The 24937-nt window shown below is 36.6% G+C and carries 30 protein-coding genes and 1 tRNA gene; 9 read left to right on the top strand and 22 right to left on the bottom strand.

The genetic code is table 11. The features are described 5' to 3' along the window. Positions 1-277: 277 nt before the first annotated feature. Positions 278-547 (bottom strand): 30S ribosomal protein S15, encoded by a 270-nt coding sequence (gene rpsO / locus J2Y40_RS00610; RefSeq protein WP_062696685.1) that lies wholly within the window; start codon positions 545-547, stop codon positions 278-280. A gap of 173 nt (positions 548-720) precedes the next feature. On the opposite strand from rpsO, the gene J2Y40_RS00605 reads away from it, so the two are divergent. From J2Y40_RS00605 to J2Y40_RS00585, 5 genes are all read left to right on the top strand, one after another. Further along, the gene (locus J2Y40_RS00605; protein WP_309995793.1) at positions 721-1272 is read left to right on the top strand and encodes a pyruvate decarboxylase; all 552 of its coding nucleotides are present in this window, start codon (positions 721-723) and stop codon (positions 1270-1272) included. A 312-nt stretch (positions 1273-1584) separates the two neighbouring features. Next, the gene (locus tag J2Y40_RS00600; protein ID WP_309995790.1) at positions 1585-1734 is read left to right on the top strand and encodes a bacteriocin-like protein; all 150 of its coding nucleotides are present in this window, start codon (positions 1585-1587) and stop codon (positions 1732-1734) included. Positions 1735-1772: 38 nt separating this feature from the next. Further along, positions 1773-1937: a hypothetical protein gene (locus tag J2Y40_RS00595; protein WP_153394505.1), complete on the top strand. Its 165-nt coding sequence runs from the start codon at positions 1773-1775 to the stop codon at positions 1935-1937. Positions 1938-2108: 171 nt separating this feature from the next. After that, positions 2109-3431, top strand: coding sequence for a magnesium transporter (gene mgtE, locus J2Y40_RS00590; RefSeq protein WP_153394507.1), 1323 nt, complete (start codon positions 2109-2111; stop codon positions 3429-3431). 22 nt (positions 3432-3453) lie between these two features. Further along, positions 3454-4197 (top strand): ABC transporter substrate-binding protein, encoded by a 744-nt coding sequence (locus J2Y40_RS00585; RefSeq protein ID WP_153394509.1) that lies wholly within the window; start codon positions 3454-3456, stop codon positions 4195-4197. Between the two features lie 257 nt (positions 4198-4454). Here J2Y40_RS00585 and J2Y40_RS00580 read toward each other — a convergent pair whose 3' ends face one another. Further along, positions 4455-4904, bottom strand: coding sequence for a GAF domain-containing protein (locus J2Y40_RS00580; protein ID WP_309995784.1), 450 nt, complete (start codon positions 4902-4904; stop codon positions 4455-4457). Positions 4905-4917: 13 nt separating this feature from the next. After that, positions 4918-6345: a TonB-dependent receptor gene (locus J2Y40_RS00575; protein WP_309995781.1), complete on the bottom strand. Its 1428-nt coding sequence runs from the start codon at positions 6343-6345 to the stop codon at positions 4918-4920. A gap of 54 nt (positions 6346-6399) precedes the next feature. Here J2Y40_RS00575 and J2Y40_RS00570 point away from each other — a divergent pair, with 54 nt between their 5' ends. Then, positions 6400-7167: an MBL fold metallo-hydrolase gene (locus J2Y40_RS00570; protein ID WP_309995778.1), complete on the top strand. Its 768-nt coding sequence runs from the start codon at positions 6400-6402 to the stop codon at positions 7165-7167. A 67-nt stretch (positions 7168-7234) separates the two neighbouring features. Next, positions 7235-7314: transfer RNA gene (locus J2Y40_RS00565), tRNA-Leu, on the top strand. On the opposite strand, the gene J2Y40_RS00560 is transcribed toward J2Y40_RS00565, so the two are convergent. Both J2Y40_RS00560 and J2Y40_RS00555 read right to left on the bottom strand, forming a co-directional pair. Further along, the gene (locus tag J2Y40_RS00560; RefSeq protein ID WP_309997517.1) at positions 7268-8842 is read right to left on the bottom strand and encodes a recombinase family protein; all 1575 of its coding nucleotides are present in this window, start codon (positions 8840-8842) and stop codon (positions 7268-7270) included. The two genes, J2Y40_RS00565 and J2Y40_RS00560, sit on opposite strands and share 47 nt — an antisense overlap. Positions 8843-8861: 19 nt before the next feature. Next, positions 8862-9023 carry a hypothetical protein gene (locus J2Y40_RS00555; protein ID WP_167348773.1) on the bottom strand — a complete coding sequence of 54 codons (162 nt, stop codon included), beginning with the start codon at positions 9021-9023 and terminating at the stop codon, positions 8862-8864. Between the two features lie 712 nt (positions 9024-9735). Here J2Y40_RS00555 and J2Y40_RS00550 point away from each other — a divergent pair. Then, entirely contained in the window at positions 9736-10179 is a 444-nt protein-coding gene (locus J2Y40_RS00550; RefSeq protein WP_007846375.1) for a JAB domain-containing protein, read from the top strand. Positions 10180-10364: 185 nt separating this feature from the next. On the opposite strand, the gene J2Y40_RS00545 is transcribed toward J2Y40_RS00550, so the two are convergent. From J2Y40_RS00545 to J2Y40_RS00495, 11 genes are all read right to left on the bottom strand, one after another. Then, positions 10365-10811, bottom strand: a complete 447-nt coding sequence (locus J2Y40_RS00545; protein WP_002980926.1) for a DUF3872 domain-containing protein — start codon at positions 10809-10811, stop codon at positions 10365-10367. Between the two features lie 12 nt (positions 10812-10823). Continuing rightward, a complete protein-coding gene (locus tag J2Y40_RS00540) occupies positions 10824-11318 on the bottom strand; it encodes a conjugal transfer protein TraO (protein ID WP_309995771.1) in 495 nt (164 codons plus the stop codon). A 67-nt stretch (positions 11319-11385) separates the two neighbouring features. Then, positions 11386-12285, bottom strand: coding sequence for a conjugative transposon protein TraN (traN, locus tag J2Y40_RS00535; RefSeq protein ID WP_309995768.1), 900 nt, complete (start codon positions 12283-12285; stop codon positions 11386-11388). Between the two features lie 15 nt (positions 12286-12300). After that, a complete protein-coding gene (gene traM, locus J2Y40_RS00530) occupies positions 12301-13599 on the bottom strand; it encodes a conjugative transposon protein TraM (RefSeq protein ID WP_309995765.1) in 1299 nt (432 codons plus the stop codon). Between the two features lie 3 nt (positions 13600-13602). After that, positions 13603-13872: a hypothetical protein gene (locus J2Y40_RS00525; RefSeq protein ID WP_309995762.1), complete on the bottom strand. Its 270-nt coding sequence runs from the start codon at positions 13870-13872 to the stop codon at positions 13603-13605. A 10-nt stretch (positions 13873-13882) separates the two neighbouring features. Further along, entirely contained in the window at positions 13883-14506 is a 624-nt protein-coding gene (traK, locus tag J2Y40_RS00520) for a conjugative transposon protein TraK (protein WP_007846384.1), read from the bottom strand. 13 nt (positions 14507-14519) lie between these two features. Beyond that, positions 14520-15512, bottom strand: a complete 993-nt coding sequence (gene traJ / locus J2Y40_RS00515; RefSeq protein WP_309995757.1) for a conjugative transposon protein TraJ — start codon at positions 15510-15512, stop codon at positions 14520-14522. Between the two features lies 1 nt (position 15513). Beyond that, the gene (locus tag J2Y40_RS00510) at positions 15514-16119 is read right to left on the bottom strand and encodes a DUF4141 domain-containing protein (RefSeq protein ID WP_034692369.1); all 606 of its coding nucleotides are present in this window, start codon (positions 16117-16119) and stop codon (positions 15514-15516) included. Between the two features lie 48 nt (positions 16120-16167). Further along, positions 16168-18678: a TraG family conjugative transposon ATPase gene (locus J2Y40_RS00505; protein WP_309995754.1), complete on the bottom strand. Its 2511-nt coding sequence runs from the start codon at positions 18676-18678 to the stop codon at positions 16168-16170. Next, positions 18675-19007 (bottom strand): DUF4133 domain-containing protein, encoded by a 333-nt coding sequence (locus J2Y40_RS00500; protein ID WP_309995750.1) that lies wholly within the window; start codon positions 19005-19007, stop codon positions 18675-18677. Before J2Y40_RS00500 ends, J2Y40_RS00505 begins: the two co-directional genes overlap by 4 nt. Positions 19008-19017: 10 nt before the next feature. Beyond that, positions 19018-19323 (bottom strand): DUF4134 domain-containing protein, encoded by a 306-nt coding sequence (locus J2Y40_RS00495; RefSeq protein WP_045495720.1) that lies wholly within the window; start codon positions 19321-19323, stop codon positions 19018-19020. 187 nt (positions 19324-19510) lie between these two features. Here J2Y40_RS00495 and J2Y40_RS00490 point away from each other — a divergent pair, with 187 nt between their 5' ends. Then, positions 19511-20485 (top strand): YhcG family protein, encoded by a 975-nt coding sequence (locus tag J2Y40_RS00490; protein WP_002980937.1) that lies wholly within the window; start codon positions 19511-19513, stop codon positions 20483-20485. Between the two features lie 33 nt (positions 20486-20518). On the opposite strand, the gene J2Y40_RS00485 is transcribed toward J2Y40_RS00490, so the two are convergent. The 6 genes from J2Y40_RS00485 to J2Y40_RS00460 form a co-directional block, all read right to left on the bottom strand. Further along, positions 20519-21136, bottom strand: a complete 618-nt coding sequence (locus J2Y40_RS00485) for a hypothetical protein (protein ID WP_309995743.1) — start codon at positions 21134-21136, stop codon at positions 20519-20521. A 9-nt stretch (positions 21137-21145) separates the two neighbouring features. Next, complete coding sequence (locus J2Y40_RS00480) at positions 21146-21541, bottom strand: DUF3408 domain-containing protein (protein ID WP_034692228.1); 396 nt, start codon at positions 21539-21541, stop codon at positions 21146-21148. A 4-nt stretch (positions 21542-21545) separates the two neighbouring features. Continuing rightward, a complete protein-coding gene (locus J2Y40_RS00475) occupies positions 21546-22130 on the bottom strand; it encodes a ParA family protein (RefSeq protein WP_309995739.1) in 585 nt (194 codons plus the stop codon). A gap of 466 nt (positions 22131-22596) precedes the next feature. After that, on the bottom strand, positions 22597-22935 hold the full coding sequence (locus J2Y40_RS00470) for a helix-turn-helix domain-containing protein (protein WP_309995736.1): 339 nt from the start codon (positions 22933-22935) through the stop codon (positions 22597-22599). A 507-nt stretch (positions 22936-23442) separates the two neighbouring features. Continuing rightward, positions 23443-23871, bottom strand: coding sequence for a transposase (locus J2Y40_RS00465; protein ID WP_309995733.1), 429 nt, complete (start codon positions 23869-23871; stop codon positions 23443-23445). A 342-nt stretch (positions 23872-24213) separates the two neighbouring features. Next, complete coding sequence (locus tag J2Y40_RS00460) at positions 24214-24756, bottom strand: hypothetical protein (RefSeq protein ID WP_309995731.1); 543 nt, start codon at positions 24754-24756, stop codon at positions 24214-24216. Positions 24757-24937 lie beyond the last annotated feature (181 nt).

Raw genomic sequence — 24937 nt, 5'->3', positions numbered from 1 at the left:
TATGATTTAGGCGGATAAAGTTCACCTCTATTGAATAAATTCTACAGAGTTACATGAACGATTTTTACCAGATAGTCTCTTTGATTTTGCTGATTGAGCTGATTCTTTTTGCTGATAGCCAGATAAAAATCGTAGATTTTTAAAGAACTCTTGCGTGCCCGCAGATCTCACAAATACACGGACGTTTGTGAACACTTTATTGTTGAAACAGGAGGGATCTGTAAAACAAAAAAGCAACCTCTTTCGAAGTTGCTTTGTTTTTGAAAATCTTTATAGACTATTTTCTTAAACCTAGTTCAGCGATGATCGCTCTGTATCTTGCGATATCTTTATTTTTAAGGTAATCTAGTAATCTTTTTCTTTTACCTACCAATTTAACAAGAGATTTCTCTGTGTTAAAATCTTTGTGGTTACCTTTTAGGTGACCTGAAAGGTGGTTAATTCTGAAAGTGAAAAGTGCAATTTGTCCTTCAGCACTTCCTGTGTCCTGTGCAGATTTTCCGTGTTTTGCGAAAATTTCCTGCTTTTTTTCTGTTGTTAAGTACATTCCAATATTGTTTAATGATTATTATGTAACGGGTGCAAAATTACGACTATTTTCCGATTCTGCAAACATTATTGATTTCATATATCAAAATTGATAGAAAAAAATGTTAAAAATTTCTTAATAAAGTTTATGTCATCCCATTAAAAGGCAGTAATTTTGCATACGAATTACAGATGAAAAAAATTATATTTTTTACAGCAGTCAGCACTTTTTTATTAATCGGCTTTACTTCAGTGAAGGCGCAGAAAAGCAACGACGACAAAACGAAAAAGGTTTTATACTTTAATCCCGAGGTAGAACCTGACATTGACGAAATCAAAGAACCCACCAATCAGGCTTTTTTCAGCGCTGTTTCAGACAATTTCAGCAACAGAAAAAACAAAATGCTAAGAGCCGGTGTACAAATCCCTTTTGATACCATTGAAAAACAAACCATCACGGATTATTGTGTCAACAATGACGCTGATTTTGCGGTGGTTCCAAAAGTAAAATATTTTAAAGTCGGTATCGGTAAATATGTATTCTCCAATCAGGTTGTGGTCAGCATGAAGCTTTTTGATGCTGTAGGAAATCTTGTAACAGAAACAGATTATGATACCTATCGTAAAAATATGCGGCTTCTCGGTTCTACTGAAAACTCCATTAAAATAGGAACAGATGGTGCCATTAAGGGGATCCTTAAAAAATTACGTAAGCTTAAATACGCTGAGGGAGTAGAATTGTAATTGGTTTAAAGTTTTATATTCAATGTTTAAAGTTGGACGGTCCTTCATAGTACGTTATTAGTATCAATGGTCAATTCAGCTGCGCTGGTCAATGGTTAATTTTATAACCATAAAAAAATTCACTATTCGCTATTCACCTTTGGCAATTCATATCCAAAATTCTTTTAGTTTTAGTTCATCGTTCATCCTACGTTAGACCTCTTATTTTCCAACAAACACTCGCAACCATCTGATTTATAGTTAAATACTTTCACAAAATAGTGAATAATAAAGTAATTTTTCTTATTTTAGTATGTCCATAATTTAAATCATATGAAAAATTCAAACCTAAAGAAAATCACGAGAGATCAGCAGAAACAGATCAACGGTGGGGCTCTCAAAAGATGCAGTGAAACCGTACCCTGCACTGTAGGATGGTGCTGCAACGGTGTATGTAAACCATATATCTGCATTGAAGCCTGACATTTTTGTTATTATTCATCATTTCAAATGGAATAGTCATGAAAAATCTTAAAAAAATCAACAGAAAAGGACTGCTGCAAATCAATGGTGGCGGTCCCATCAGGAAATGCCAGACCCATACACAGTGTGGATTCGGGGAATGCTGTGAAGGCGGCCAGTGTATGCCCTCCCCTTACCCTTTATGCGGACCTATACTGGAATAATACCAGATATTTTGAAATTTAATTTTTTAACATCCGTTCCCGCGGATGTTTTTTTATTTTCCAATACATTGTTATAACGAATGTTGAACTTTAATTAATCCTTAATTTTATCACTTTGTTGCCCAGTTTTAAAAATTTGAATTATTTTTGCATATCCAAAAATTTCACGTTTTGAATTCCAGAGACGAACTTATCTTAAATCCTGCCGATATTGCCGAAACTCTCAGCGGACTTCCTGCTGACGAGAGGCTGCTGGCATTTTTGAAGGTTCCTAAGGAGTATAAAGCAGAAGTTTTTTCTCATCTTGATCCGGACTTTCAGGAAGATACCATCAGAAGTATTGGAAGCGATGATGTTTCTGAGATTCTGAACGCCATGACGCCGGATGACAGGACTTCCCTTTTTGAGGATTTTCCCGACGAGCTGATCAAGTACTCTATCAACCATCTTAATCCACAGGAAAGAAGGATCGCTTTGAAACTTCTGGGCTACAACTCAGATTCCATTGCCCGCCTGATGACCCCTTATTACATCCAGATCCGTAAGGAATGGACAGTGAAACGATGTCTTCAGCAAATTAAAAAGGTAGGAAAAAGAGTGGAAACCATGAACCACCTGTATGTGGTAGATGAAAGAAACCGTCTTATTGACGATATTGCTTTAGGAAGCCTTCTTTTAGCCGAAGAAGATACCCTGATCTCTGATATCACCGATAATCATTTTGTAGCCATTACCACCACTACTTCCAAGGAAGATGCCGTAACCTATTTTGAAAAGTACGACAGAACTGCATTGCCGATTATTACGGAAGCCGGTGTACTGGTAGGTATCGTAACTATTGATGACATCCTCGATCAGATTGAACAGCAGAACACGGAAGACATCCAGAAATTCGGGGGGCTTGAAGCTTTGGACCTTCCTTATACCCAGACTTCTCTCATAGAAATGGTCAAAAAAAGAGGAACCTGGCTGATTATCCTTTTCTTCTCTGAAATGCTTACCGCTTCGGCGATGGGATATTTTGAAGATGAGATCCAGAAAGCTGTAGTATTGGCTTTATTTGTTCCGTTGATCATTTCCAGTGGAGGAAATTCCGGTTCTCAGGCAGCTACCCTGATCATCAGAGCCATGGCGCTTCAGGAAATAGGATTAAAAGATTGGTGGTATGTAATGAAAAAAGAGATCTTTACCGGACTTTTCCTAGGTGGAATTCTTGGAATCATCGGATTTTTAAGAATTATGGTCTGGCATGAAGCAGGATTTTTCAATTATGGGCAATACTGGCCGTTTGTAGGACTAAGCGTGGGCGTTTCCTTGGTGATGATTGTACTTTGGGGAACACTTTCCGGTTCTATGGTTCCTTTTATTCTTAAAAAATTAAACCTTGACCCTGCTACTTCTTCTGCTCCTTTTGTGGCAACTTTAGTAGATGTAACGGGGCTTATCATTTATTTTTCTGTAGCCGGACTTTTCCTGACCGGAAAACTTTTGTAATTTAGGCAGACAAAGTCTGATTATGAAAATTGTTTCTCTTGTTCCTTCTATCACAGAAGCATTGTTTGATCTGGGCCTCACCGAAAATGAAGTTGTTGGCAGAACTAAATTCTGTATTCATCCACAGGATAAAATAAAAGATGTAACCATCATTGGTGGAACAAAAAACATCAATATTGAAAAAATAAAATCTTTACAACCTGACCTGATCCTTGCCAACAAGGAAGAAAATATCAAGGAACAGGTAGAAGCTTTAATGGATGATTTCAAGGTAATGGTAACCAATGTTGAAACTATTGAAGACAATTATTATCTCTTAAAAAACCTTGGAAAACTTCTGAACCAGGAAGAAAGAGCTCAACTTTTCAATCTTAAAATCTACGATATTCTCAATCAGTCAAAACTTGATACTCCGGTAAAGGCAGCCTATCTTATCTGGAAAAACCCTTATATGACTATTGGTTCTGATACTTTTATTCATAAAATCATGTCCGAAATCGGTTTTGAAAATATTTTCAAAGATAAAACCCGCTATCCTGAAATCAGAACGGAAGATCTGGCAGATGCAGATGTGATTATGCTGTCTTCAGAGCCTTTTCCATTCAAAGAAAAACATATTGAGGAGCTGAAAGCATTTTACCCTGATAAAAAGATTATGATTGTAGATGGGGAAGCCTTTTCATGGTATGGAACGCATATCGCTAAGTGTGAAGCTTATTTTAAAGAATTAATAGAAGAAATCCGTACAGTACAGAACTTATCCTGAAATTTTTATGTTTCCACAGCTTTTGAGGATGCTTCCGATTTTCAGCTCAATGGTTGGTAAGTGCAAAGCCACAAATTGTTTTTTATTGCTGTGGTATAAGACACCTGGATTTTATCAGAGATAAGATTTTATAATGTTGATTTTTGTTGAATATTATTTCCCACAGATTTTGCAGATCTTACTCAGTACATGTTATGCATACAATAAAAAAGTTCCGATTGGTGGACCGGAACTGTATGTTGATATTTATTCTGTTTTTACAAAATTTTGGAAACTTCGTTGCAAAGCCATTCTAAGAGTTCCCGGTCTTCGGCTGTAAACGGATTGATCTTATGAGAATCAATGTCGATCTGACCAATGTTTTTCCCGTCTTTGAAAATAGGAACTACAATTTCTGCTTTTGTATCAATTGAACAGCTTAAGTAATTGCTTTCCTGGTGAACATCAGGAACTACAAATGTTTCATTGGAAACAGCAACCTGCCCGCAGATCCCTTTTCCGTAAGGAATAATGGTATGATCGGTAGGTGCTCCTACGTAAGGTCCTAAGATCAGCTCATCCTTATCTCCGTTTTTAAAATAAAATCCGGTCCAGTTGAAATAGGAAATCTCCTGATCCAGCAGGTGACATACTTTCTGCAGTTTTTCTTCTGTATTATGCTTGGGACTTTCAAGAATGGACGAAAGTCTTTTCTTTAATTCTGACATTGTATTGATGTTTTTAAGAGAATTGTTTTAGGGAAAGTTCTTCTTTGTATCCGAACATTCCACGGTCTTTTATCATTTCTGCAACGCCATCAGGAACCTGGTTTTCCCAGCCTTTGACACAGCATGCAATTTTTCTTAATATTTCTCTTGAATAGATCTCTAAAAATTCCGGATTGTAGTTGGTAATATCTACGATACGGTTATTATGTTTGAAATATTTATAGAGTTCTTTTAAGTTTTCTTCTACTTTAAGGTTAGATGCATCAAGCAGTTCATGGGTTTCAGGATCTTTATACGGATACAGATACACTCTCATTCCGTTTCTGAAGAATTTCCCGAAAGCCTCCAGAATTCCACCCGACATATCTTTGTAATACTTTTCATCAAATACCATCAAAAGGTTGTTTACGCCCATCGCAACACCAATATCTCCTGTAGTGTAAGAAGCAAAGTAATCAATCAGTCTGTAATATTCTGAGAAGTTGGAAATAATAACGGTATATCCTAATTTACCGAGGATATCTACCCTGTCGAGGAAATCCCGTTCATCAATATCTCCGTCTGCCCTAAGGTTTGAAATGGTGATCTCAATAAGCACTTCTGTTTCTTCATGGGTACAGATGGCATCTTTCAAAAACATATCCAGACCATTCTGAAGCATATCGATATTTACTTTTGTAACGGGTCTGAAACTTCCTCGTACCGCAAATATGTTTTTCTTGTACAACACATCGGCAGGAAGCATATTATTCCCCTCGGAATTGAAGATCACAGCATCTGTCATCCCGTTTTTAACGAGCTGCAGAGACATGAGCCTGTTGTCTACATAAGCAAACGCAGGGCCGTTGAAATCGATCATATCAATTTCCAGATTATCTTTTGCGATATCATCGTATAAAGACTCGATCAGGGTTCTCGGATTATCAAAATAATTGAAAGCACCAAAAATAAGATTTACTCCAAGATTCCCTAAAGTTTCCTGTTGTAAAGTAGCATCATTTTCCTTGAATTTCACATGGATCACGATCTCGTTGTAATCTTCATTTTCTTTTACCTGAAAACGGATTCCTACCCAGCCGTGGCCTTTGATGGTTTTATCGAAATTGATCGTCGTTACCGTATTGGCATAGGAAAAAAACTTTCTATTGGGATTATTTTCCCTTGAAATACGTTCTTCAATTAATGCTACTTCATAACGCAGCATTTTACGAAGTCTGTTCTGGGTAACATATCTGTTTTTTACCTCTTTTCCGTAGATCGCATCACTAAAATCTTTGTCGTAAGCAGACATCGCTTTAGCAATTGTACCAGAAGCTCCCCCTGCTCTAAAAAAATGTCGAACGGTTTCCTGTCCTGCTCCAATTTCTGCGAAAGTACCATAAATACTAGGATCTAGATTAATTGTTAATGCTTTTTGCTTAGGAGTTAATTTCTGATACATTAGGACGTCAAATTTTTCGTAAATTTACCAAAATTAAACCAACCTCAAAAGAAAATGAAGTTGAAATTTTTAGGAACCGGAACTTCACAGGGTGTGCCCGTCATAGGCTGTACCTGCGAAGTATGCACTTCCAAAAATCCCAAAGATCAACGTTTCCGCTCTTCTGTGATGATCACTACAGAAGAAAATAAAAAAATCCTGATCGACTGCGGTCCGGATTTCAGGCAGCAGATGCTGATTAACCATGAAAACCATGTGGATATTGCACTGATCACCCATGAGCATAATGACCATGTAATCGGGCTTGATGATATGCGTCCGCTGATCTTCAAAAGCGGAAAAGATGTTCCTCTTTACTGCTATCCAAGAGTAGCCCACGAAATCAAAAACCGTTTCCCTTACGCCTTTACAGATGTAAGGTATCCCGGTGCACCTGCATTTGAGCTTCATGAAATTGAAAACCAGCCCTTTCATGTTCTGGATACGGAAATCACTCCTGTTGAGGTGATTCATTATAAAATTACGGTCTTCGGGTATAAATTTAAAAATCTGGCTTATATTACAGATGCCGGATTTATTTCTGAAACTGAAAAGGAAAAATTAAAGAACCTGGATGTGCTGATTTTGAACTGCATCAGAAAATTTGATCCCCATCCTGCTCATTTTATCCTTCCAGATGTCATCAACCTGTTTGAGGAGCTGAAACCTAAACAATTATTTTTAACCCACATCAGCCATCACCTCGGACTGCATGACGTTGAAGATAAGCAGCTTCCATCCGGAATGCACCTTGCCTACGACGGACTGGAAATTGAATTTTAAAAATTTTCCTCTAAAAAGCTTTTGGACATTAAAAAAAGTTTCTATATTTGCACACCGATTTACAGCAGCCCAGGTGGCGGAATTGGTAGACGCGCTGGTCTCAAACACCAGTTCTTAGGAGTACCGGTTCGATCCCGGTCCTGGGTACAAGACCGGAAAGAGGTGATAATTCACTTTCTTTCCGGTTTTTTTTCATACCTAACTCATTGTTTATCTGGTATATATAAGAGAGCAAAACATTGGGTCGGGTGGTTCGATAATGATTTTTTGAAAATTGCAATTTTTCAGGAAATATCGAACCAATTATTTTACGTTTTACCTCGATATCCCCATCAGTATAGACTTTCGCAAGGTCTACTAGGTTCGATAATGCTGGGTCTAGTAGTTTTTGAAAATCTATTTTCTTATTATCCTTTCCTTTAGTTAATTTAGCTTCGAGCTTTTCAATTTGTGCTTTACAGTCGGTCTTAATTTCAAGATAATCTTCATCATCAATGACTTCCTCCATCAGTTTATTTCTTGCCTGTTTCAATTTACTGTTTAAACGATCTATTTCTAATAGAATTGCTTTCCTTTCTCTTTGGGGATTATTGATTAATTTTTCAAAATTTTGCCTCAGTACTTTTTTCAAATAATTTTTTATAGATATGCGCATTTCCAATGACTGCAATATCTCTAAAAATTTAGAATTAATAATCTCAGATTTGTAACGGTATGAACACGGGGACTGGCAATGATAGTAATAATATTTATTTCCAGAACGTCCCGTAGAGGCACTGCCTGTAATCAAATGACCACATTCCGGACACACAAGGAAACCTCTTAATGGCAAATTATCGTCAGACAGTACTTTTACATTAGGTCTGGCTGGATTCACATTTCCATCCATTATACATTGAACTTTTTCGAATAGTTCTTCACTGATCAAAGGTTCATGAATACTTTTAACAAAATGAGCCTCCTCTTCATTGAATTGCTCCACGTAAATTTTCCCACAATATGCGGTATTCCGTAAACTTGCAAGAAAGGCACTTATCTTAACTGACTTTCCTTCTTTTCTGTTCATCATATCCATGATTTGGCTCGCTGAATAAATGCCTTTGGACATTTCATTAAATGCCCATTTCATATTGGAAGCTTCCGGTTCCTTCGGAATTACATACTTTTTCCCGTTTTCCGTTATTCTGTTAGCGTAGCCATAAGGTGCCCTTCCCATTAATCTGCCTTCTTTTTTAGCACGGCGCATTCCATAATAAGTATTCAGAGCGCGCCTGTCGTTTTCAACTTCCGGTGCAGCAAGATATATAGCCAGCATCATTTTATTTTCAGGAATTGAAAGATCTAAAGGTTGCTCAATGGCCTGCGGTTCAACGTTAATTTTCCTAAGTATGTTAATCATTTGATACGCATCGCCAGCGTTCCTGCTGAAGCGATCCCATTTTGTAAAAAGCAGCAGATCCGTTTTTGAGCTTTTTTTCTTTAGCGTATCCAGTAATTTAATCCACTCTGGCCTGATAAAAGTCTTGGCTGAGTAATCTTCATAAATGATTTGACCTACTTTAATGTTATTGTTTTCACAATAACGTTTTAATCGTTCCTCCTGATCTCTTTGCGAGTATCCCTTATCTGCCTGCTCATCAGTTGACACACGGATATATAAATCGGCTTTTTTCATATATAAATCTTAGAAAATATTATTGTTCTAAAAAACTCTTAATGGTAATTTTTAAGAGCATCGTCAGAAAGCTTAAAATATTTTTCGCCTCCTCAATGCTCAATTCAATTCCCTCCTCTTCTTTAAAAATCTTGATAATCTCCTCTATGGTAATGTTACTAATTTCAACTTTCTTCTCCATACCAATACATTTTTAATAAAAGTATTGGACAACTGTTCTGAAATTAAACCCAGACACTTATGCGATGTATTTGGCTTTTAAATATAAATGTCTAACGCTTGAAACATGTAAAATCAAACGAAACACTTAACGTCAACCATCAGGCGGAAAAAATTTTGATTTATAAAAGATGTGATTACGTTTAAATTTATTTTTTAGGTGCAACAAGAGAAAATTGATGCAAAGAAATTCATCATTCTTAGATTCAACTAAAATACAAATAAAATCAACATTGTTAATTTAAACATTCATTTCATATACAAAAACAGGTTATTGACTGTTATTACACGAAACATTTCCCAAAATAAACCGGTAAAAAGGCAGCTAAGGTATTGTTGCCAGCCGTCATGCTAATCCAACCAAAAGACTACGGCATAAACGGTTTCCTCCCTAAAGGTACCCTCCAATTATTCCGTTTCCTTTTGTTTTTTTTCATTGTCAACACTTCATATCTGCTTTCTTTTTTCCGGTTTTCTTTTGAAAAATATTCAGCGAAGCCTGAAAGGCTTTTAAGAAATAGAACGGAGAAGAGATTGAAAAGGCTTTTGATCCAGAAAAGATACATAACATTTCAAAGATGTTTTAAATAGTGTTTTAAATAATGTTTTAAATAAATGCTTTTTTAACTTAAGTACGGGAAACAAAAGGCTCTGCCGTACTCAGAGCAATAACAATGAAATATAATATCGTAAATGAGATCAAATTGATCTACACAAGAAAAGGAAATGCTGAAAAAAAAGTACTGAACTCCCAGGATGCTACAGATATTTTCAGGGAACATTTTGATGCAGATCAGATCGACTACAGAGAGTCATTTTACTCAATGTATATGAATCAGGCTAACAAGGTCTTAGGAATACAAAAAATATCAGAATCTGGAATTACCTCTTCTCTTGTTGACATCAGAATCATCATGCAGGGAGCTCTATTATGTAATGCCGTATCATTTATTATAGCCCATAACCATCCTTCCGGAAACCTTACACCTTCTCGCGAAGACATAGGCATCACACAAAAAATAAAGGAGGCTGCCCAACTATTAAATATTAACATGCTTGATCATTGTATAATAACTTCAACCGACTCCTTCTCTTTCTCCGATGAAGGTATTTTATAAGGGACTTAAATTTCTAAAAATAAGAATCCAGAGCCGGTTCCCGGTCTGGATTCTTGTGGCGTCGCGGAAAGATGCTTGTCCTTTAGGAGGCCAACCATCTTTCCGCAAATACTAAACAATACTTCTCAAATTAGATGGTTTTATTTGAAGTGGAAATATATATTTGTAAGCTAAAGAAATAGTATTTATCCGTTTAGCTTTTTGTTGTTGAATTGAAATTCAATTTTCTCCTCATTTCCAAAACTGTCTGAAAGCCATACCGTAAATGATTGTGAAACTTCAGAGGTTGAAGTATAATACAATCTGAACTCTTTCTCATAAAGAGGATAAATATCATTAGGAAAGTAAGGTTGAGTGTTATAATACTGCAGCTTTCCTGCTCCCTCAAACTGAAAATATCGAAGATAATATTTGGTGTCAGCAAAATTACCTTCAGGAATAATTTTGATACGGATCTCCACATACTCATCTTTAGCGATATCCTTAGGAACAGGCATAACCGACACCTTAAAAGGATAATTCTGCTGAATTTCCAAATCATCTTTTTCACATGATTGTACAAATAGTCCAATCACAAATAGTAGCAAGAAACACTTTAGTTGTATTTTAGCTGTATTAATTATATTTTTCATTTTTCATTATTTTTAGAAATTATATCTTATTCCTACCCCCAGCAGAGAGTGAAAATTAACCATTTGACTATTTTTCAAAAAGCGAAGTTGCCCGTTGACCAGGAAAACTAAATGCTCAGTCAGATAGCTTTCAATAGACAGCTTACCGTTCGTCCCATAAATAAAATTACCTGTAGAGTTAAGCTTTGATCCATCATACAACAATTCATCACCTCTATTAATCTGCTCGTAACCAACAAGACCTCCAATTCCCAGATTAAAATTGACATTTCGCATGAAGTCTCCCCAAACATAAAAACTGTACCCACTGCTCAGCAGGAAACTATCTATCGGGATATCGCCGCTTGTGTATTTATAATATTTTCTACCATATTCTGCCAGTCCAAAAAAGTAATTACCATTCTTCGAGTAAGAAACAAGCCCAGTACTTAACATATAATTTTGTTTTTCTGGAGATTTTGGAAATACCGAATAGGTAAATTCAACACCAATTTGCTTAGGAATCATCTGTTGAGCAAATATTTTGCTACCCATTATCATCATGAAGATGACTGTTAAAAATATTTTGTGCATCTTACTCCGTTTTAATGGTTAAACTGTTTATCAATCTTGCATGAACAAGATCTTCATTTTCAAGCTGTACTTTCAGATGCCTTCCCCCATTCTTTTCCAGAATTTCAATCTCCAAAACCTGATCTTTTAAGAGTGTAAACTGATCAAGCATATAAATCCCTTTACTGTCTGAATGATCAGCTATTATCCTTTCCGGGAAATAGGTACGAACCTGCTTTAAAATCTTATCCTGAACGACCGTTCGCTTTAAGTTCTTTTTATCGACAATTTTAAAATTGACCCATTCAATAGCATACCCCACATTACTTTGATTCTTAACCTGCAATGTGAAATAAAACTTGCTGTCATTAACGTGCAGTGCCCTGACTGAAAATTCAATTCCGTAGCTTTTTGAAACAATATGTTTAATAGTTCTGTTGCTTTTCCTGTAAAGATTTTCCATAATGAGCCAAGTGAAAGATGTTGAGCTTCCTTTAAGATCTTCAAATAATACATCAGAATCCTGTCTCTCCATACCTCTCTGAAGTTTTACTAAATCATAGCTGAGTATTTCCGGATAAGAACTGTAGGATGCATCAAAACTGTAAAATTTTCCATCTTCAGTAATGACCGAAAAATTAGTTTCCTCTTCAAAATCCCTGACAGCTGACTTAACCCGAAGAACGTTTCCGATAGGCTCTGCCTTATTGCCAACCAAGAAGTCACTTCCCAGGTCAACATATCGTATTGATGTAGGAAATATCAAATGGCTGGTTTTATTGTAGGTAACTTGTATCCTGAAAGGCTCTAATTTTGCCTGTTCCAAGGAAATATAAGTTGTCACAGAATCCTGCCCAAATGCCTTGCTTACTAATAGAAGTAATAGCATAATGAGAATATAATGACTCTTTTGTGTATTCATTTTTATTTTTTTTGATTAGTTATTTTTGGGTAAGAGGAAGACTTGATGGCCCGCTTTTACAGTTACTTTCAATTGTCTGACTCGCTTCTGAAAATAACCCGACAATCCCTGTACTACTCCCCTGCTCAGATCAGCTGCAATCTGTTGTCCTGCTGATTGGGCTACCATAATATTGGTACCGGAAGTCTGGCTCATATTAGCTACAATGTCGCTTACCGCATTCTGCTCCGCTGAATAAGGAACATACAATCCCATCTGACCGTCAGTGTCATAAACATTGATTTCTACAGAATAGATATTATCTTGAGATTGAATGGAAGATATTTTTAACTGAAGCCTCTCTCCCTGAAATTTGCTTACTGCAATCAGTAAGCTCCCCGCTGGAATTTCAGCTCGTCCGACTTTCATCGCTTCTGAAAGCCTTATAGATAATGTACTTTCATTGACCAAAGTCTTAGTTTCATAGACCACACCTCTTATTGCGTTTTTTGTTTGAACTGAGTTTTCTGAATCATTTTGACTGTCATAAAATCGATTCTGATTCAAACCTGCGACAAAAGCACTATCCGACCGGTCTCTGTATAATGAGGAAACAACATTGGAACGTACCGGTATTGCTGAAGTCAGTGTAACCTTCTTTTCCGTTGGCTTTTCGACCTCTTCTTTTTCTGCTGGTTTTTCCTGCTTTGGCATCGTTGGAAGATACTTAGCAGCCATTTGATACGATTTTTCCATGAGCTCTAACTGGTCGTTCATTCCCAGACCCGCAGGAACAGCATGATTTTGCATTGACTCATTCTTTAGCCTTGAAATTTCTTTCCTCAGATTATTGACCTCCTGATTATCCCGATTATAGAAAGAGCTTAAGGTCTGCTGTGCATTTCGATAACTGTTCAGAGCATTCTGATCGGATTGCTGAAGTACACTTCTATTGGATGTTGAAGAAGGTGGGTTGCTATTATAGTTTACACCGTTCTGGTCATTCCAGTAATCTGATAAAGTTGTTATTGAATTTCTCTTTTCTTCATTCTTTTGCTCTAATAACTGCTGCTCATAAGCCTTTTGCTTATCAGACTGCAATTGACCGTCTTTTGCCTTTGGAATAGCTGCATTAAAGCCGGCCTCTTCAATAATGGTATGATCGGTTTTGGGCTTAAAGATGAGATAAAAGCAAGATGCACATACAGCAGCCATCAAAAAGTAGATGAAAGGTTTCTTTAATCTTTCCCATTGAGCCTTGGGATGATCATTCACTCCGTTAGAATTTTGGGAGAGATCATTTTCTGTCACTCTAATTTTCTCTGAATCTTTCATATTCTATTTTTTAGTGGATGAGTTTACTATTTCATTATGCTTCGATCCTTTTTCGATAGGTTTCTTAGAAATGCCGTCAATATGATTGATAGAAATGGTATTACTTCTTTGACCTGTAGAAATACAGATATTGACAATGACGATGACAGTTATCAAAACATAACCACCAAAGAAAACCTTGGTCAGGAATTTTTGTCGCTCTACCGGAAGAGATTTCCAGTGTTTATCAATCTTTACAACATAATTTTCGAGTGTATCTCTTAGTTTTTTCATATCGGTCTTATTAGCGTTCAACAGTTTCGACATCTCTATTTTCAAGCACGTTGAATTTTTCAATGATAAATCCCTGAGGATTGCTGTCAGACCGTACAGAATTAACCAATGAACAGTTGGTAATTAAATTCCTGATGGTAAGATTACTGGACCTGATAATGAATTGTCTTGCATAAGTTTTTACGTCATAAGGGTAACTATCAAAGTTGGCAACGACACTGTCTACCTCAACTCTCTGCTGGATATTACCTGAAATGATTCTGTTATAGTAACCTTTTTCCTGAAGGTCTTTATAGTAATTGAATGCGGATTGATCAGCCAAATTGAAAGCCCTTTTGACATTACTTTCAATAGCATTCTTATCTGGGGCAATGGTGAAGAATAATTCGTGAAATCGTCTCACATGCTCTCTTGCTTCTACAGGCCTGTTGATAGACATATCCTGAGATAGCGCTACCATCAATGATTTGCCGTTATCCAGCACATAGATCTTTTGACGCTGCTCTTCGGCAAACTGATAGGATTTGAATACCACAATCCCTACAATTCCAAAACACAACACCGCAAAAACGAACGTAAATAAGCGGATCTGCTTAAAGCTGCTTTCAATATTTCTTAATGTTTTAAATTCCATATAACTCTATTTTTTATTTTAATAATCTTCCTGAAATATTTCCTGTTGCAGAACCTACTGCCGCTCCTGCGACATTACCTGATTTTGCAACAGTTTGGTTCACATTACGCATGAAATTGCCAGCACCTCCTGCCTGAATCACCCAGCCCGTAACCGTTGGCACCGTAAAATATCCGATAATCCCAATCACCATATAGATGATGTACACGGTATTGGAGGTATCAGGAATGAAAGTGGGATCTGCGAGCATCTCGATATCCCGTTCTAAAATCAAAGTCTGTATTTTGGCAAGAATGGCACTGAAAATATCAGCAACAGGAAGCCATAGATAAACGCTAACATATCTCGTCAACCATTGAGTTAAAGTAGTTTGGAAACCATCCCAAACTGAAATCGCAAATGCGATAGGTCCTAATATTGAAAGCACTATCAGAAAGAATGTTCTGATGGTATCAATAACTAAGGCTGCCGATTGAAACAGAATTTCAAGAAACTCCCGGAAACCATCTCTAATATCTTTTTTGATGGCAAACATTTCTCGTTCAATATACATTCCGGACATCGTGACCAGATCCGATGGTGACCATCCGAGCTCTTCCAGCTTTTTATCAAATTCTTCATTTGAAATCAGGTAAGCTATCTCCGGATTCCTGAGCATCGCTTCCCGTTCTAAAAGATCTTTTTTCTGTTGCAGCTCGTTCATATCCAAGACCTGATTCTCCAACATGGAGTGGCTGCCCTGAACAATCGGGCTCATCACTCCATTAAGGCTTCCTAAAACCAATGTGGTAAAAAACATAATGCAGATGCCTATGGCAAAAGGTCTCAGCATGGGAAACAAATCAATCGATTCTGCACGACTCAATGACTGCCAGACTTTTAGTGCTACATAGAATAAAGCGCCTAATCCGGCGACCCCTTTTGCCACAGCAGCCATATCAGCGCACATCGGCATCATTTCCTCATAAACGGAACGAAGTACTTCGTGTAAGTTATTCGGTTCCATCTTACCAGTATTTTTGATTGGAGGTTCCGTAAAGATCCAGCACCCTTTGGGTATTGTTCTGTTTTTTTGCTCTGAGATAACTGACCGAAATATTTTTATTGGTATAGTATCGTACCAGATTATGATACGCTTTGACCTCTTTATAAACCCGGTCAACAACATCCATCCTTTCTTTATCATTCAGAGAAAGACCGTTAGAAGTGATGATCTCTTTGAGTTCTTTCAATAGCTCCGTGCTCTCCGTAAGAAGCGCAGAATAACCATTGGCAATGGAAGCTAATTCCTGAGCATTAAAATTGGGGTCATTCAGCATTTTACCGAAATTGTTGACATACATCTCAGAAACATCACCCACTAAAAGGACGGTCTGCTGAACCTTTCTGGCATCTTTGACCAGATTATTGATGGCTTTCAGCTGGTCATAATACTCTTTACCCTGTTCATATACTTTCTTAACTTCATTGAAGTTCTTAACAACGTTAGATACTGTTGAAGAAGTCTGTACAATTTCATTGGCTGAGTTCAAAATTCCCGAAGCCAGGTTTGCAGGGTCTGTTACGACAAATTGTGCTTTTGTATAGGTTACGGTAGCAAAGAATGCTACCATTAAGGTTTTAATGATTAAATTTTTCATTGTTGTACATTTTTAAATGATTTAATGGTCTTTTCTATTCGATTTGATTCTCTTAAGAGAAATCCTCTTGATGGCCTGTGCGACATTGCCGTCAAGTTCCGATGCAAGATTCATCACTTCCATCTTTTCCGTTTCTTCTGTAGTATATGCCAGATATTCTTGTGTTGAAACTTCAATGGCATAGACTGCAGAGTGCGTTCCACCCAGTCCAATCCAGACTTCCTTGTACAGCCTTCTCGGATCGTTGTTCATATTGATCGACAGCACCTGGGACTTTTCTTTATCAGTCAATCCCAGCATCGCCTGAATATCATCGAACTTGTTCATATACTTCCTTTGGTCAAGAAGAATCTTACAATCCGAATTATTAATGATACTTTCTTTCACAATCGGTGACTGAATGATATCATCGACTTCCTGAGTTACTACAATGGCTTCTCCGAAGAATTTCCTGACGGTCTTGAACAGGTACTTGATATACTCAGCCATTCCCTCCTTGGCAATGGCTTTCCAGGCTTCTTCGATGAGAATGAGTTTTCTGATTCCTTTGAGTCTTCGCATCTTATTGATAAAGACCTCCATTATGATAATGGTTACAATAGGAAATAGAATTTTATGATCTTTAATAGCATCGATTTCAAAGACAATAAAACGCTTGGATAATAAGTCCAGCTGCTTCTCTGAATTGAGCAGATAGTCATACTCTCCTCCTCTGTAGTAAGGTTCCAGCACATTGAGAAAGTTGGCAATATCAAAGTCTTTTTCCCTGACTTTCTTTTGCTCCAATACTTTCTGATAATCATCTTTGACGTACTCATAGAATCCGTTGAAAGAAGGATGCTGGTCATCGGTTTTAATTCTTTCGATATATCCGCTGACTGCATTGGAGAGTGCCACTTCCTCTGAACGGGTTGGTGGTTCATCGTCTCTTTTCCACAGGGTCAGAATCAAGGTTTTTATACTCTCCCTTTTTTCAATGTCAAAAACGCCGTCATCAGTATAGAATGGATTGAAAGCGATAGGATTGTCCTCAGTATAAGTAAAATAAACCCCGTCCTCTCCTTTGGTCTTTCCTTTAATGAGTTCACATAATCCCTGATAGGAATTTCCGGTATCTACAAGAAGAACATGCGCTCCCTGCTCATAATACTGTCGCACCATATGGTTGGTGAAGAATGATTTACCACTGCCCGATGGACCAAGGATAAACTTATTTCTATTGGTAATAATCCCCTGTTTCATCGGCAGATCCGAAATATCCAAATGAATAGGCTTTCCCGTTAGGCGGTCAGCCATTTTGATCCCGAAAGGTGATGGTGAATCCCGGTAGTTGGTCTCTTCTGTGAAAAAACACAATGCAGGTTCAATAAATGTGTAAAAGCTTTCTTCACTAGGAAAATCTCCTGCATTACCCGGAATTCCTGACCAATATAATGTTGCTGTATCTGTCGTATTATGACGGGGCCTACATTCCATTAAGGCTAACGCACTACCCGTATCATTTTTTAATTGTTTGAGCTCAGCAGAATTATCAGACCATGACATCACATTAAAATGAGCACGAACAGATTGCAGACCATATGAATGTGCTTCATTTAAATACTTTTCAATCCATTCCTTATTGATCTGATTGGCTCTGCTATATCTGGCTAAAGAGTGCATATTCCTTGCAGATTTTTCAAACTGACGAAGGTTCTCATCACTGTTGTCGATGAACAGATATTGGTTATAAATGTGATTGCAATTGAGCAGAAGTCCCACCGGAGAAGCAAATGAAAGAAGACAATCACTGCGGTCGGTGCTTAACTTCTCATACCGACTATGTGATGAGACTGTGCCTGGTAAATCCTCCGTATCCGATAGGGTATGCATACTAATCCGGTTGTTACCAATTCTCATTTCTTCTGAGCCTAATTTGATGTCCTGCAATGACGGATGGGTTTCACGGGATAGAGTCAGATACTGTTCCAGTAGTCCTGACCTCTCGGAAGTTCCTGCTATCTCATCTTCTGTCATCCTTTCCAGATGGATATAACTACTGTCATTCATAATCCGCTCCAGCTGATCGACCGCTTCAAGAAAACGACCAATGATTTCTTTGTCTTTAATCTCTTTTGGAATCAGCTTGCCTTTACAGAGAGAAGAAAAATTGCTCTGCATCCTCATTCTCTCCTTACTGGTTTTTGTGATGAACAAGTAGCAGTAATGATTTAAAAAGGGTCTTTCATTGAAATGTCTTTCAAATGATTTGGAAAGAAAACTCTGGTCTTCTTTTGACAAATCAGGATTGTAGTTTTCTTTGATAAACCAATCCTGTTTGTGAACGATGGTGAAATCCGGGAGCGTTTTAATGGCTTTGAACCAAGCGGAATGCATGGCTTCATACTCAGCGGAAGCAACGGTAAACAGTTCGGGGAGTCTAACCTTAAAGCAAACAGTAACATCAGCATCCTTTGAAATGATACAGTCATTTTCAATCGCAAGCAATGGGAATTTACTTTCCAAGGTTGCTGCTTTGGAAGAATTTCTCATACTTCTGTTCTTTTACGATTGTTTCTCAAATACCGATAAATACTCTTTCGACTGATGATGTATTTTGGATGTCTCTTGCGTGCGCCTAATTTCATCAGACCATGCTCACCGTATTTTCCATTCAGTGCAAAAGTCTGCCCGGTAAGAAGTCCACTGCTGACTCCTCCGAGAATTAAACACAGATAGGTATTGACGCCTGCCATATACATAACCATGACACAGATCAATATTCCTAAGAGTCCTCCACTGAAGATAAAGAGATATTGTGCTTTAAGTCCCTTGAACTCTACCGTCCTTCCTATTCCTTTATTGATATGATAGGTATTCATAGTCAATATTTTAAAGGAAGAATGAACGAAGAATGGTTGCGGCAACAATTAAGAAGATACATGCTCCAAACCAGCTTGCAGCGGTTTTACTGGTGTCAGGATCACCGCTGCTGAACTTGTTATAGACTTTTACGCCTCCGATGAGTCCGACGACTGCACCGATGGCGTAAATTAATTGTGTAGCGGGTTCAAAATAAGAAGTGACCATCTGTGTAGCTTCGTTAATCCCGGCTGAACCATTGCCTTGACCAAATACCGAATTAATTGTTACCAATGTTAAAACAGCATACAGCAATTTTTTTCTTTGTTTTTTCATAATAAATAGATTTTTTGATTATGAAACCCGCACTTTACGGGCTTGAAGACAAAGATCTCCGAGTCTAGATACTCAGTAACAGGAATGGCATTGGATGGAATCTTTTGGCTGTTAAAGAACCGTGCGCCAGTCAGAATTCCTGTATAATTAATTGTAAATTTGTAAGGAATTTCAAAAAAGAGAAATCATGGATAAAAGGTTCACAGATATTATTGAGCTCATCAAACAGTCTCGTAACAATGCGATAAGAAAAGTCAATGAGGAACTCATCGATCTATACTGGAATATTGGTGAGTATATCAGCAAAAAGGTTGAGCTGAGTGAATGGGGACAATCTGTGGTTAAAGAACTTTCTCAGTTTATCCAGACTCATGAACCTGAACTAAAAGGTTTTTCGGATAAGAATCTTTGGAGAATGAAGCAGTTTTATGAGACTTACAAGGAATTTCCAAAAATCTCAACACTGTTGAGAGAAATCAGCTGGTCTCATAATCTGTCCATATTCTCCAGATGTAAATCAATCGAGGAAAGGGAATTTTATATCAAGTTGACCAAACAGGAAAATTATAGCTTCCGGGAGTTAGAGAGACAGATATCCAGCAGCCTTTTTGAAAGAACGATGATTGGAAATTCAAAACTCTCAACAGTGTTGAGAGAAACTAACGCTGATATAGTCAATACATTTAAAGACAGCTATGTATTTGACTTTTTAAATCTGCCTGAAACATTCAATGAAAATGATCTCCAAAAAGGTTTAATTGAGCAGATGAAAAATTTTATCCTGGAGTTAGGACGGGATTTTCTTTTTATCAGCGAAGAGTACAAAGTACAGGTCGGCAATTCTGATTTTTATATCGATCTTTTATTCTTCCACAGGGGGCTGCAATGCCTTGTCGCTTTCGAACTGAAAGCAGATAAATTCAAACCCGAACATCTGGGTCAGCTTAACTTTTATCTGGAAGCGCTGGACAGGGATGTTAAACGTCAGAACGAAAATCCAAGCATCGGCGTACTGCTTTGTAAAGACAAAGACAGCGAAGTAGTAGAATATGCGCTGAGTAGAAGTCTTTCTCCGACAATGGTTTCTGAATACAAAACGCAGCTTCCCGACAAAAAGGTTCTGCAGAAAAAACTGCATGAATTGTTTGATAACAGATCTTAGTTGAAATTTATTAATAACAAAAGGGGAATTTGCCTAAACAAACTCCCCAATATCGAAACCTTCAACACCATCTTTGTAACTGGAAGATATGCCTTGAACATCATTCGAAATGCTCTGACTTAACAAATTTGAAATACGCTTCGAAGCCTCCCCCAACGAATTCTCCAAAAGATCAAAAAGCTCGGTCCCATGAATTTTTTGAATTATAGCAACTGCTTGCTGTTCTAAATCAGGTTCCAGCATTTTCCGCTGTAACAGCTGACCCGCAGTACTCAATTCCTGAAAGGTAACCCCTGTAGCAAACCCGCTTTCGATATTAGAGTCCTGATACTTCCAATCCTCTTCCTCCTGCCCCCAATTATCCTTGATTAGAATATCATCAAGGTTTTTATTCTCGGTTACATCCTCAGCTTTCCCGTCTCCTGTTTCTGATTCAAAATTATCTTCTGCTAATGAAGTAAATTCAAGGTGGCTTTCAGTGGCTTCAACTGGCCAACCTTTTCTTTTTGTTTGCTTAATATCTCCCATTATCGGTGGAGAACTTTTCTTAGTATTACCCCTATCTTTCGCACGGACATTGACTGGGAATCTTCTGTCGAGAAGAATTAGAATGATAGCGATTAATAAACCTGTAATGATTATTTTTTCCATAAAATGATATTAAAAAATGGGACGGTATTTTTTATTGAAATCATCAGTAATTTCCTTTTCAAACATTTCGAAATGATACGCCAGTATATTATCCAGATAAGCATACAGAGAAATCTGGTCATCGGCAATGATTTGAATAATGCGTGAGAGGCGCTCGTGATATTCAGGACGGATATAGATACTTTTATCACCCCGCTTAGTCATTGTATGATGAGTAAGAAACTGCTCAACATAACTTAAATCTGATGTTTTTTTATTCTTCAACTTATTTTTTGCTTCACCCTTCTCCTTTGGAGGATCATCAGTTTTTGAAATAACTTCCTTCTTAGGACTTCCTGCCATAATGGACATCAGATATTGTTCATCGATCCCCCTATCATCATTGTTATTTTTTTCATATTCCATACTCTTATAGTTTTACAATTCCTAAAAATTCTTCTACAAATTGATCCAGCCTGCACTGAGCTAACAATTTAGGATCTGCAGGCAGTAAAGTCGATCGGAAAACAGTCTTTGTAATAGCCTCTCCTTCCTTTCTAAATCTTTTACTGTCTGTAATGCTTGTTTCCATAAGTGGCAGCCCTAAATCTGAAATCACTTTACTGTAGTTTTTGTAGAGCAACGTCCGTTCTCTTCCATCCACCTGATTCCAGAAAAGATGGACTGCCCAAATTCCCGTTTGAGTTTCTTTCATTAATACATTGGTCAGAACATGGGTGAAACTTAACGTACTTTCCAGCACAAAACGATCCACAGTAATGGCAGAAAAAATATAATGGACTTTCGTCAAAGTTTTTAAAATACCAGCGGTATTCACAGTTCCCGGTAGATCTAAGAATATAACATCAGGTATTGTTTCAGATTCATCAACATAAGCATCTATATCCTCTAAAACTTGGTCGGCTTTACTCTGGAAAATGGGATACGCTTTTTTATTAATACTCGTAAGTTGTTTGTGAGCGATCTTTTTTAAAATCTCATGCTGCATCACCATTTTTAAATCCCGCTCTCTCATCTGGAGTAAACTGTACTGTGGAAAAGGTTCCAGTATTTCTTTCTATTTTTGCTTATTGTAATTTTTCGATATTAAATATAGTAATTCCAATATAGTTTTAGAAGAATAATTGCTTGCTCAATCTAAGACAATATAGGACGGAAACCATAATACTTAGCTTGGGAAAAGAAAAACTGTTGGCTTTTTCAATTTTCATACGCCTTGCCATCGGTAGTCATCAAATACCAGCCGGCAACCATCATAGTCCAATACAGTATGCAATTTGATAGCTCCATTATTGCTGCGGAACCACACTCATATCCATGAGGTAAAACTTGCGCTTGAGCAACCTGAGTTCTTTATGATGGTTGAAATCTTATTCCACAAGTATGTGCCATAAGTCTGAATTAACAGATCAGATTCCAATCTATTGACAATGTTTTTAAAGAGTTGTTTCGAATCCCTCTTACAAAAACATTTTTTTCCATTTAGTAACAGTATTTCTACTCAGTTGATAATGGTTGGCGAGTTGTTTATTATTTAATTTATTCTGTTTCTGATAGTCTAATATTTGTAAAATATCAGATTTATTGTATGAATGAAATCTCTTGTTTATCTTTATTGATTCTTCTTCTGATGGTCCAAAAATTTTTTTGTTTAGCTTAAGAATATCTATGGCTGACAAGTATACTTTATTCAACAAGGGTAAACATTTGTGCAATTTATCTGGAAATTTCTGGTATAAAATATCTGTATAAATAGCTTTATAATCAGGATTACTATTTGAATATTTTTTTTTTGTCATGTGGGTTATTTATTTAGGGTTAATTTATATATAGCTAAATTTCTACCTAATTTTTATAATTCTAATTTTAGAAATTAATTGAGCTTTAATGATTGTACTTTTATCAATATCATTAGCCAACTTTTTATTAAAAGAATTTTTACATGGATAATAATTATGAATCTATTTTCATAAAAAATTCTTTATTATTATTTGCGAAGATTTACCATGATACCCAACAGTTTCCTGCATTCTAATGGGTTCCTGTTGATGAGAATCTTACTTTTAACAATTTTCACAAAAGTATTTTCTTGAACAAGATTATTCTGTTGTGTATCTTTCTTTAAACCTCGTTATATAAGCTTTATCAATAACTCAATCAAAATCAATTTTTATTGGTAAAACTATTTTCATGTCTTACCATTTTGAGAGATATAGATCTCTCCTATTTTCTAGGAAGAATTTAGTTTATTATTATATTAGGATAAAACTTACCTTTTCTTTACATTTATGGAGGAAATCATCCTCTTACATTTTAACTTTGTATTTGGTGATCCATTTGTATAATGTAGTTTTAGGTATCCTATATTTCAGTATCACCTGGTCTCTTGTCATTTTTTCAGACTCAATCTGTTCCACTATAAAATCAATGATTTCCTTTGTATACAAGCTTTTTCGAAACTTCGGAAGCGAATATTTTTTATTGGTTGCTTTTCCTTCCTCTCTCACTCCAGGAGCATATAAAATCAAATGCTGGGAATATAATCGAAAAAAATCATATTCCAAAAGTTTGCTCCATCGTAATAAGATATTAGTGGGTAAGTTTTCTGATTGGTACATTTTCCTGACATCTTCATCACTACATTTCAAAAAGTTAGAAATACGGGACATTTCTATCCTGCTTTCTGCAACTGTTTTTTCTATTAATTGACCAATATGGATGTTCTTAAAATCCATTATATATATTTAATTTGTGTTATTATTTTTATTGAAGTATGCTCAAAAGTTTAATAACTTTCCGCTATAGTTGGGCATTGTTTTACAACTTGTAAGTTCATAATCCCTCCAAGTCCTTGTAAATCCATTCTCAAATCCTCCCATTTGTCATTACAAAGTCATCTCATTAGAGTTCCTGTAGCATTTGATGTTGCAATCGTACATATTTACCTCTTTCCCCAATCTTTTTATCAGCTTTCTGAATAAAGAAACAAGCTACATTGCAATTGATTAATGATTTTATACCAACCTGTTATGTTTTGAAACTTTACAAGGATCAATTTATATTTTAAAGTAAGTACTTTATGGTTTCCAGAAAGACCATACTTTGCCATTGTAAACAGCAAGCTGTTTTTTTGTGGTATCATACACCAGCATGCCTGATGCAGGATTGATGATATTTAAATGTGGACTTGCAACATTTGGAAGAATCATTGCTTTATCTACATCTGTTAAAACCAGGATTCCGCTTGTGGTATCCATTGCTCCATTTGTTCCGATAGCAGTTTTAGCCGTAGGTTTTTCTACCTTATCAGATCCTTGTACTGACAGATCTGCTGTACCTATCGTAGATACTGTTCCATCGTCTTCGCTAAGATTGACCCACATTCCACTATCTTTTAGATATTTTACTTTATGGTCAGTTGTATCATAAATGACACTTCCCTCTTCTGTAATACTACTTTTGTCTGTAATGTAAGGAAGAATAAGCCCTCTGTTCTCTGTACTGGCAAATTCCAGTGAAACCGATATATTAGTTACCGATTGCTTACCTATTGCCACTTGTGACTTAGCTGGTAAACAAGCTAATGATAATATTAATGTTGTGATAATTGTTGATTTCATTTTTTGAATATTTTTACTAATTATTAATACGAACAGTATTTTTGGTACTTATGAAAAGGTTAACTCCTTTTCTCTACAATTCTTAAGCAAACCATTTCTACTGGAAGATTAGGTTGATACTTTTGTCTTTTTAAAAACCTAACAGGTTTTTGAAAACCTGTTAGGTTTGTTAAATCATTTA

Source organism: Chryseobacterium sp. 2987 (assembly GCF_031456375.1).
Lineage (GTDB): Bacteria > Bacteroidota > Bacteroidia > Flavobacteriales > Weeksellaceae > Chryseobacterium > Chryseobacterium vaccae.
Note: the sequence above shows the minus strand (reverse complement) of the source record. Positions and strands in the feature narration are given on the sequence as shown.

Bases quoted from the DNA above. Each gene is read 5' to 3' on its own strand.
- J2Y40_RS00545 (WP_002980926.1), bottom strand. From the start codon at position 10,811: ATGAAAAATATAATTAATACAGCTAAAATACAACTAAAGTGTTTCTTG.
- J2Y40_RS00470 (WP_309995736.1), bottom strand. From the start codon at position 22,935: ATGACAAAAAAAAAATATTCAAATAGTAATCCTGATTATAAAGCTATT.
- J2Y40_RS00490 (WP_002980937.1), top strand. From the start codon at position 19,511: ATGGATAAAAGGTTCACAGATATTATTGAGCTCATCAAACAGTCTCGT.
- J2Y40_RS00570 (WP_309995778.1), top strand. From the start codon at position 6,400: ATGAAGTTGAAATTTTTAGGAACCGGAACTTCACAGGGTGTGCCCGTC.
- J2Y40_RS00600 (WP_309995790.1), top strand. From the start codon at position 1,585: ATGAAAAATTCAAACCTAAAGAAAATCACGAGAGATCAGCAGAAACAG.
- J2Y40_RS00560 (WP_309997517.1), bottom strand. From the start codon at position 8,842: ATGAAAAAAGCCGATTTATATATCCGTGTGTCAACTGATGAGCAGGCA.
- J2Y40_RS00540 (WP_309995771.1), bottom strand. From the start codon at position 11,318: ATGATTCCTAAGCAAATTGGTGTTGAATTTACCTATTCGGTATTTCCA.
- J2Y40_RS00595 (WP_153394505.1), top strand. From the start codon at position 1,773: ATGAAAAATCTTAAAAAAATCAACAGAAAAGGACTGCTGCAAATCAAT.
- J2Y40_RS00510 (WP_034692369.1), bottom strand. From the start codon at position 16,119: ATGGTAGCATTCTTTGCTACCGTAACCTATACAAAAGCACAATTTGTC.
- rpsO (WP_062696685.1), bottom strand. From the start codon at position 547: ATGTACTTAACAACAGAAAAAAAGCAGGAAATTTTCGCAAAACACGGA.
- J2Y40_RS00505 (WP_309995754.1), bottom strand. From the start codon at position 18,678: ATGAGAAATTCTTCCAAAGCAGCAACCTTGGAAAGTAAATTCCCATTG.
- J2Y40_RS00500 (WP_309995750.1), bottom strand. From the start codon at position 19,007: ATGAATACCTATCATATCAATAAAGGAATAGGAAGGACGGTAGAGTTC.
- J2Y40_RS00525 (WP_309995762.1), bottom strand. From the start codon at position 13,872: ATGAAAAAACTAAGAGATACACTCGAAAATTATGTTGTAAAGATTGAT.
- J2Y40_RS00465 (WP_309995733.1), bottom strand. From the start codon at position 23,871: ATGGATTTTAAGAACATCCATATTGGTCAATTAATAGAAAAAACAGTT.
- J2Y40_RS00555 (WP_167348773.1), bottom strand. From the start codon at position 9,023: ATGGAGAAGAAAGTTGAAATTAGTAACATTACCATAGAGGAGATTATC.
- J2Y40_RS00495 (WP_045495720.1), bottom strand. From the start codon at position 19,323: ATGAAAAAACAAAGAAAAAAATTGCTGTATGCTGTTTTAACATTGGTA.
- traN (WP_309995768.1), bottom strand. From the start codon at position 12,285: ATGAATACACAAAAGAGTCATTATATTCTCATTATGCTATTACTTCTA.
- traM (WP_309995765.1), bottom strand. From the start codon at position 13,599: ATGAAAGATTCAGAGAAAATTAGAGTGACAGAAAATGATCTCTCCCAA.
- J2Y40_RS00580 (WP_309995784.1), bottom strand. From the start codon at position 4,904: ATGTCAGAATTAAAGAAAAGACTTTCGTCCATTCTTGAAAGTCCCAAG.
- J2Y40_RS00460 (WP_309995731.1), bottom strand. From the start codon at position 24,756: ATGAAATCAACAATTATCACAACATTAATATTATCATTAGCTTGTTTA.
- traK (WP_007846384.1), bottom strand. From the start codon at position 14,506: ATGGAATTTAAAACATTAAGAAATATTGAAAGCAGCTTTAAGCAGATC.
- J2Y40_RS00605 (WP_309995793.1), top strand. From the start codon at position 721: ATGAAAAAAATTATATTTTTTACAGCAGTCAGCACTTTTTTATTAATC.
- J2Y40_RS00475 (WP_309995739.1), bottom strand. From the start codon at position 22,130: ATGGTGATGCAGCATGAGATTTTAAAAAAGATCGCTCACAAACAACTT.
- J2Y40_RS00480 (WP_034692228.1), bottom strand. From the start codon at position 21,541: ATGGAATATGAAAAAAATAACAATGATGATAGGGGGATCGATGAACAA.
- J2Y40_RS00575 (WP_309995781.1), bottom strand. From the start codon at position 6,345: ATGTATCAGAAATTAACTCCTAAGCAAAAAGCATTAACAATTAATCTA.
- J2Y40_RS00550 (WP_007846375.1), top strand. From the start codon at position 9,736: ATGAAATATAATATCGTAAATGAGATCAAATTGATCTACACAAGAAAA.
- traJ (WP_309995757.1), bottom strand. From the start codon at position 15,512: ATGGAACCGAATAACTTACACGAAGTACTTCGTTCCGTTTATGAGGAA.
- J2Y40_RS00585 (WP_153394509.1), top strand. From the start codon at position 3,454: ATGAAAATTGTTTCTCTTGTTCCTTCTATCACAGAAGCATTGTTTGAT.
- J2Y40_RS00485 (WP_309995743.1), bottom strand. From the start codon at position 21,136: ATGGAAAAAATAATCATTACAGGTTTATTAATCGCTATCATTCTAATT.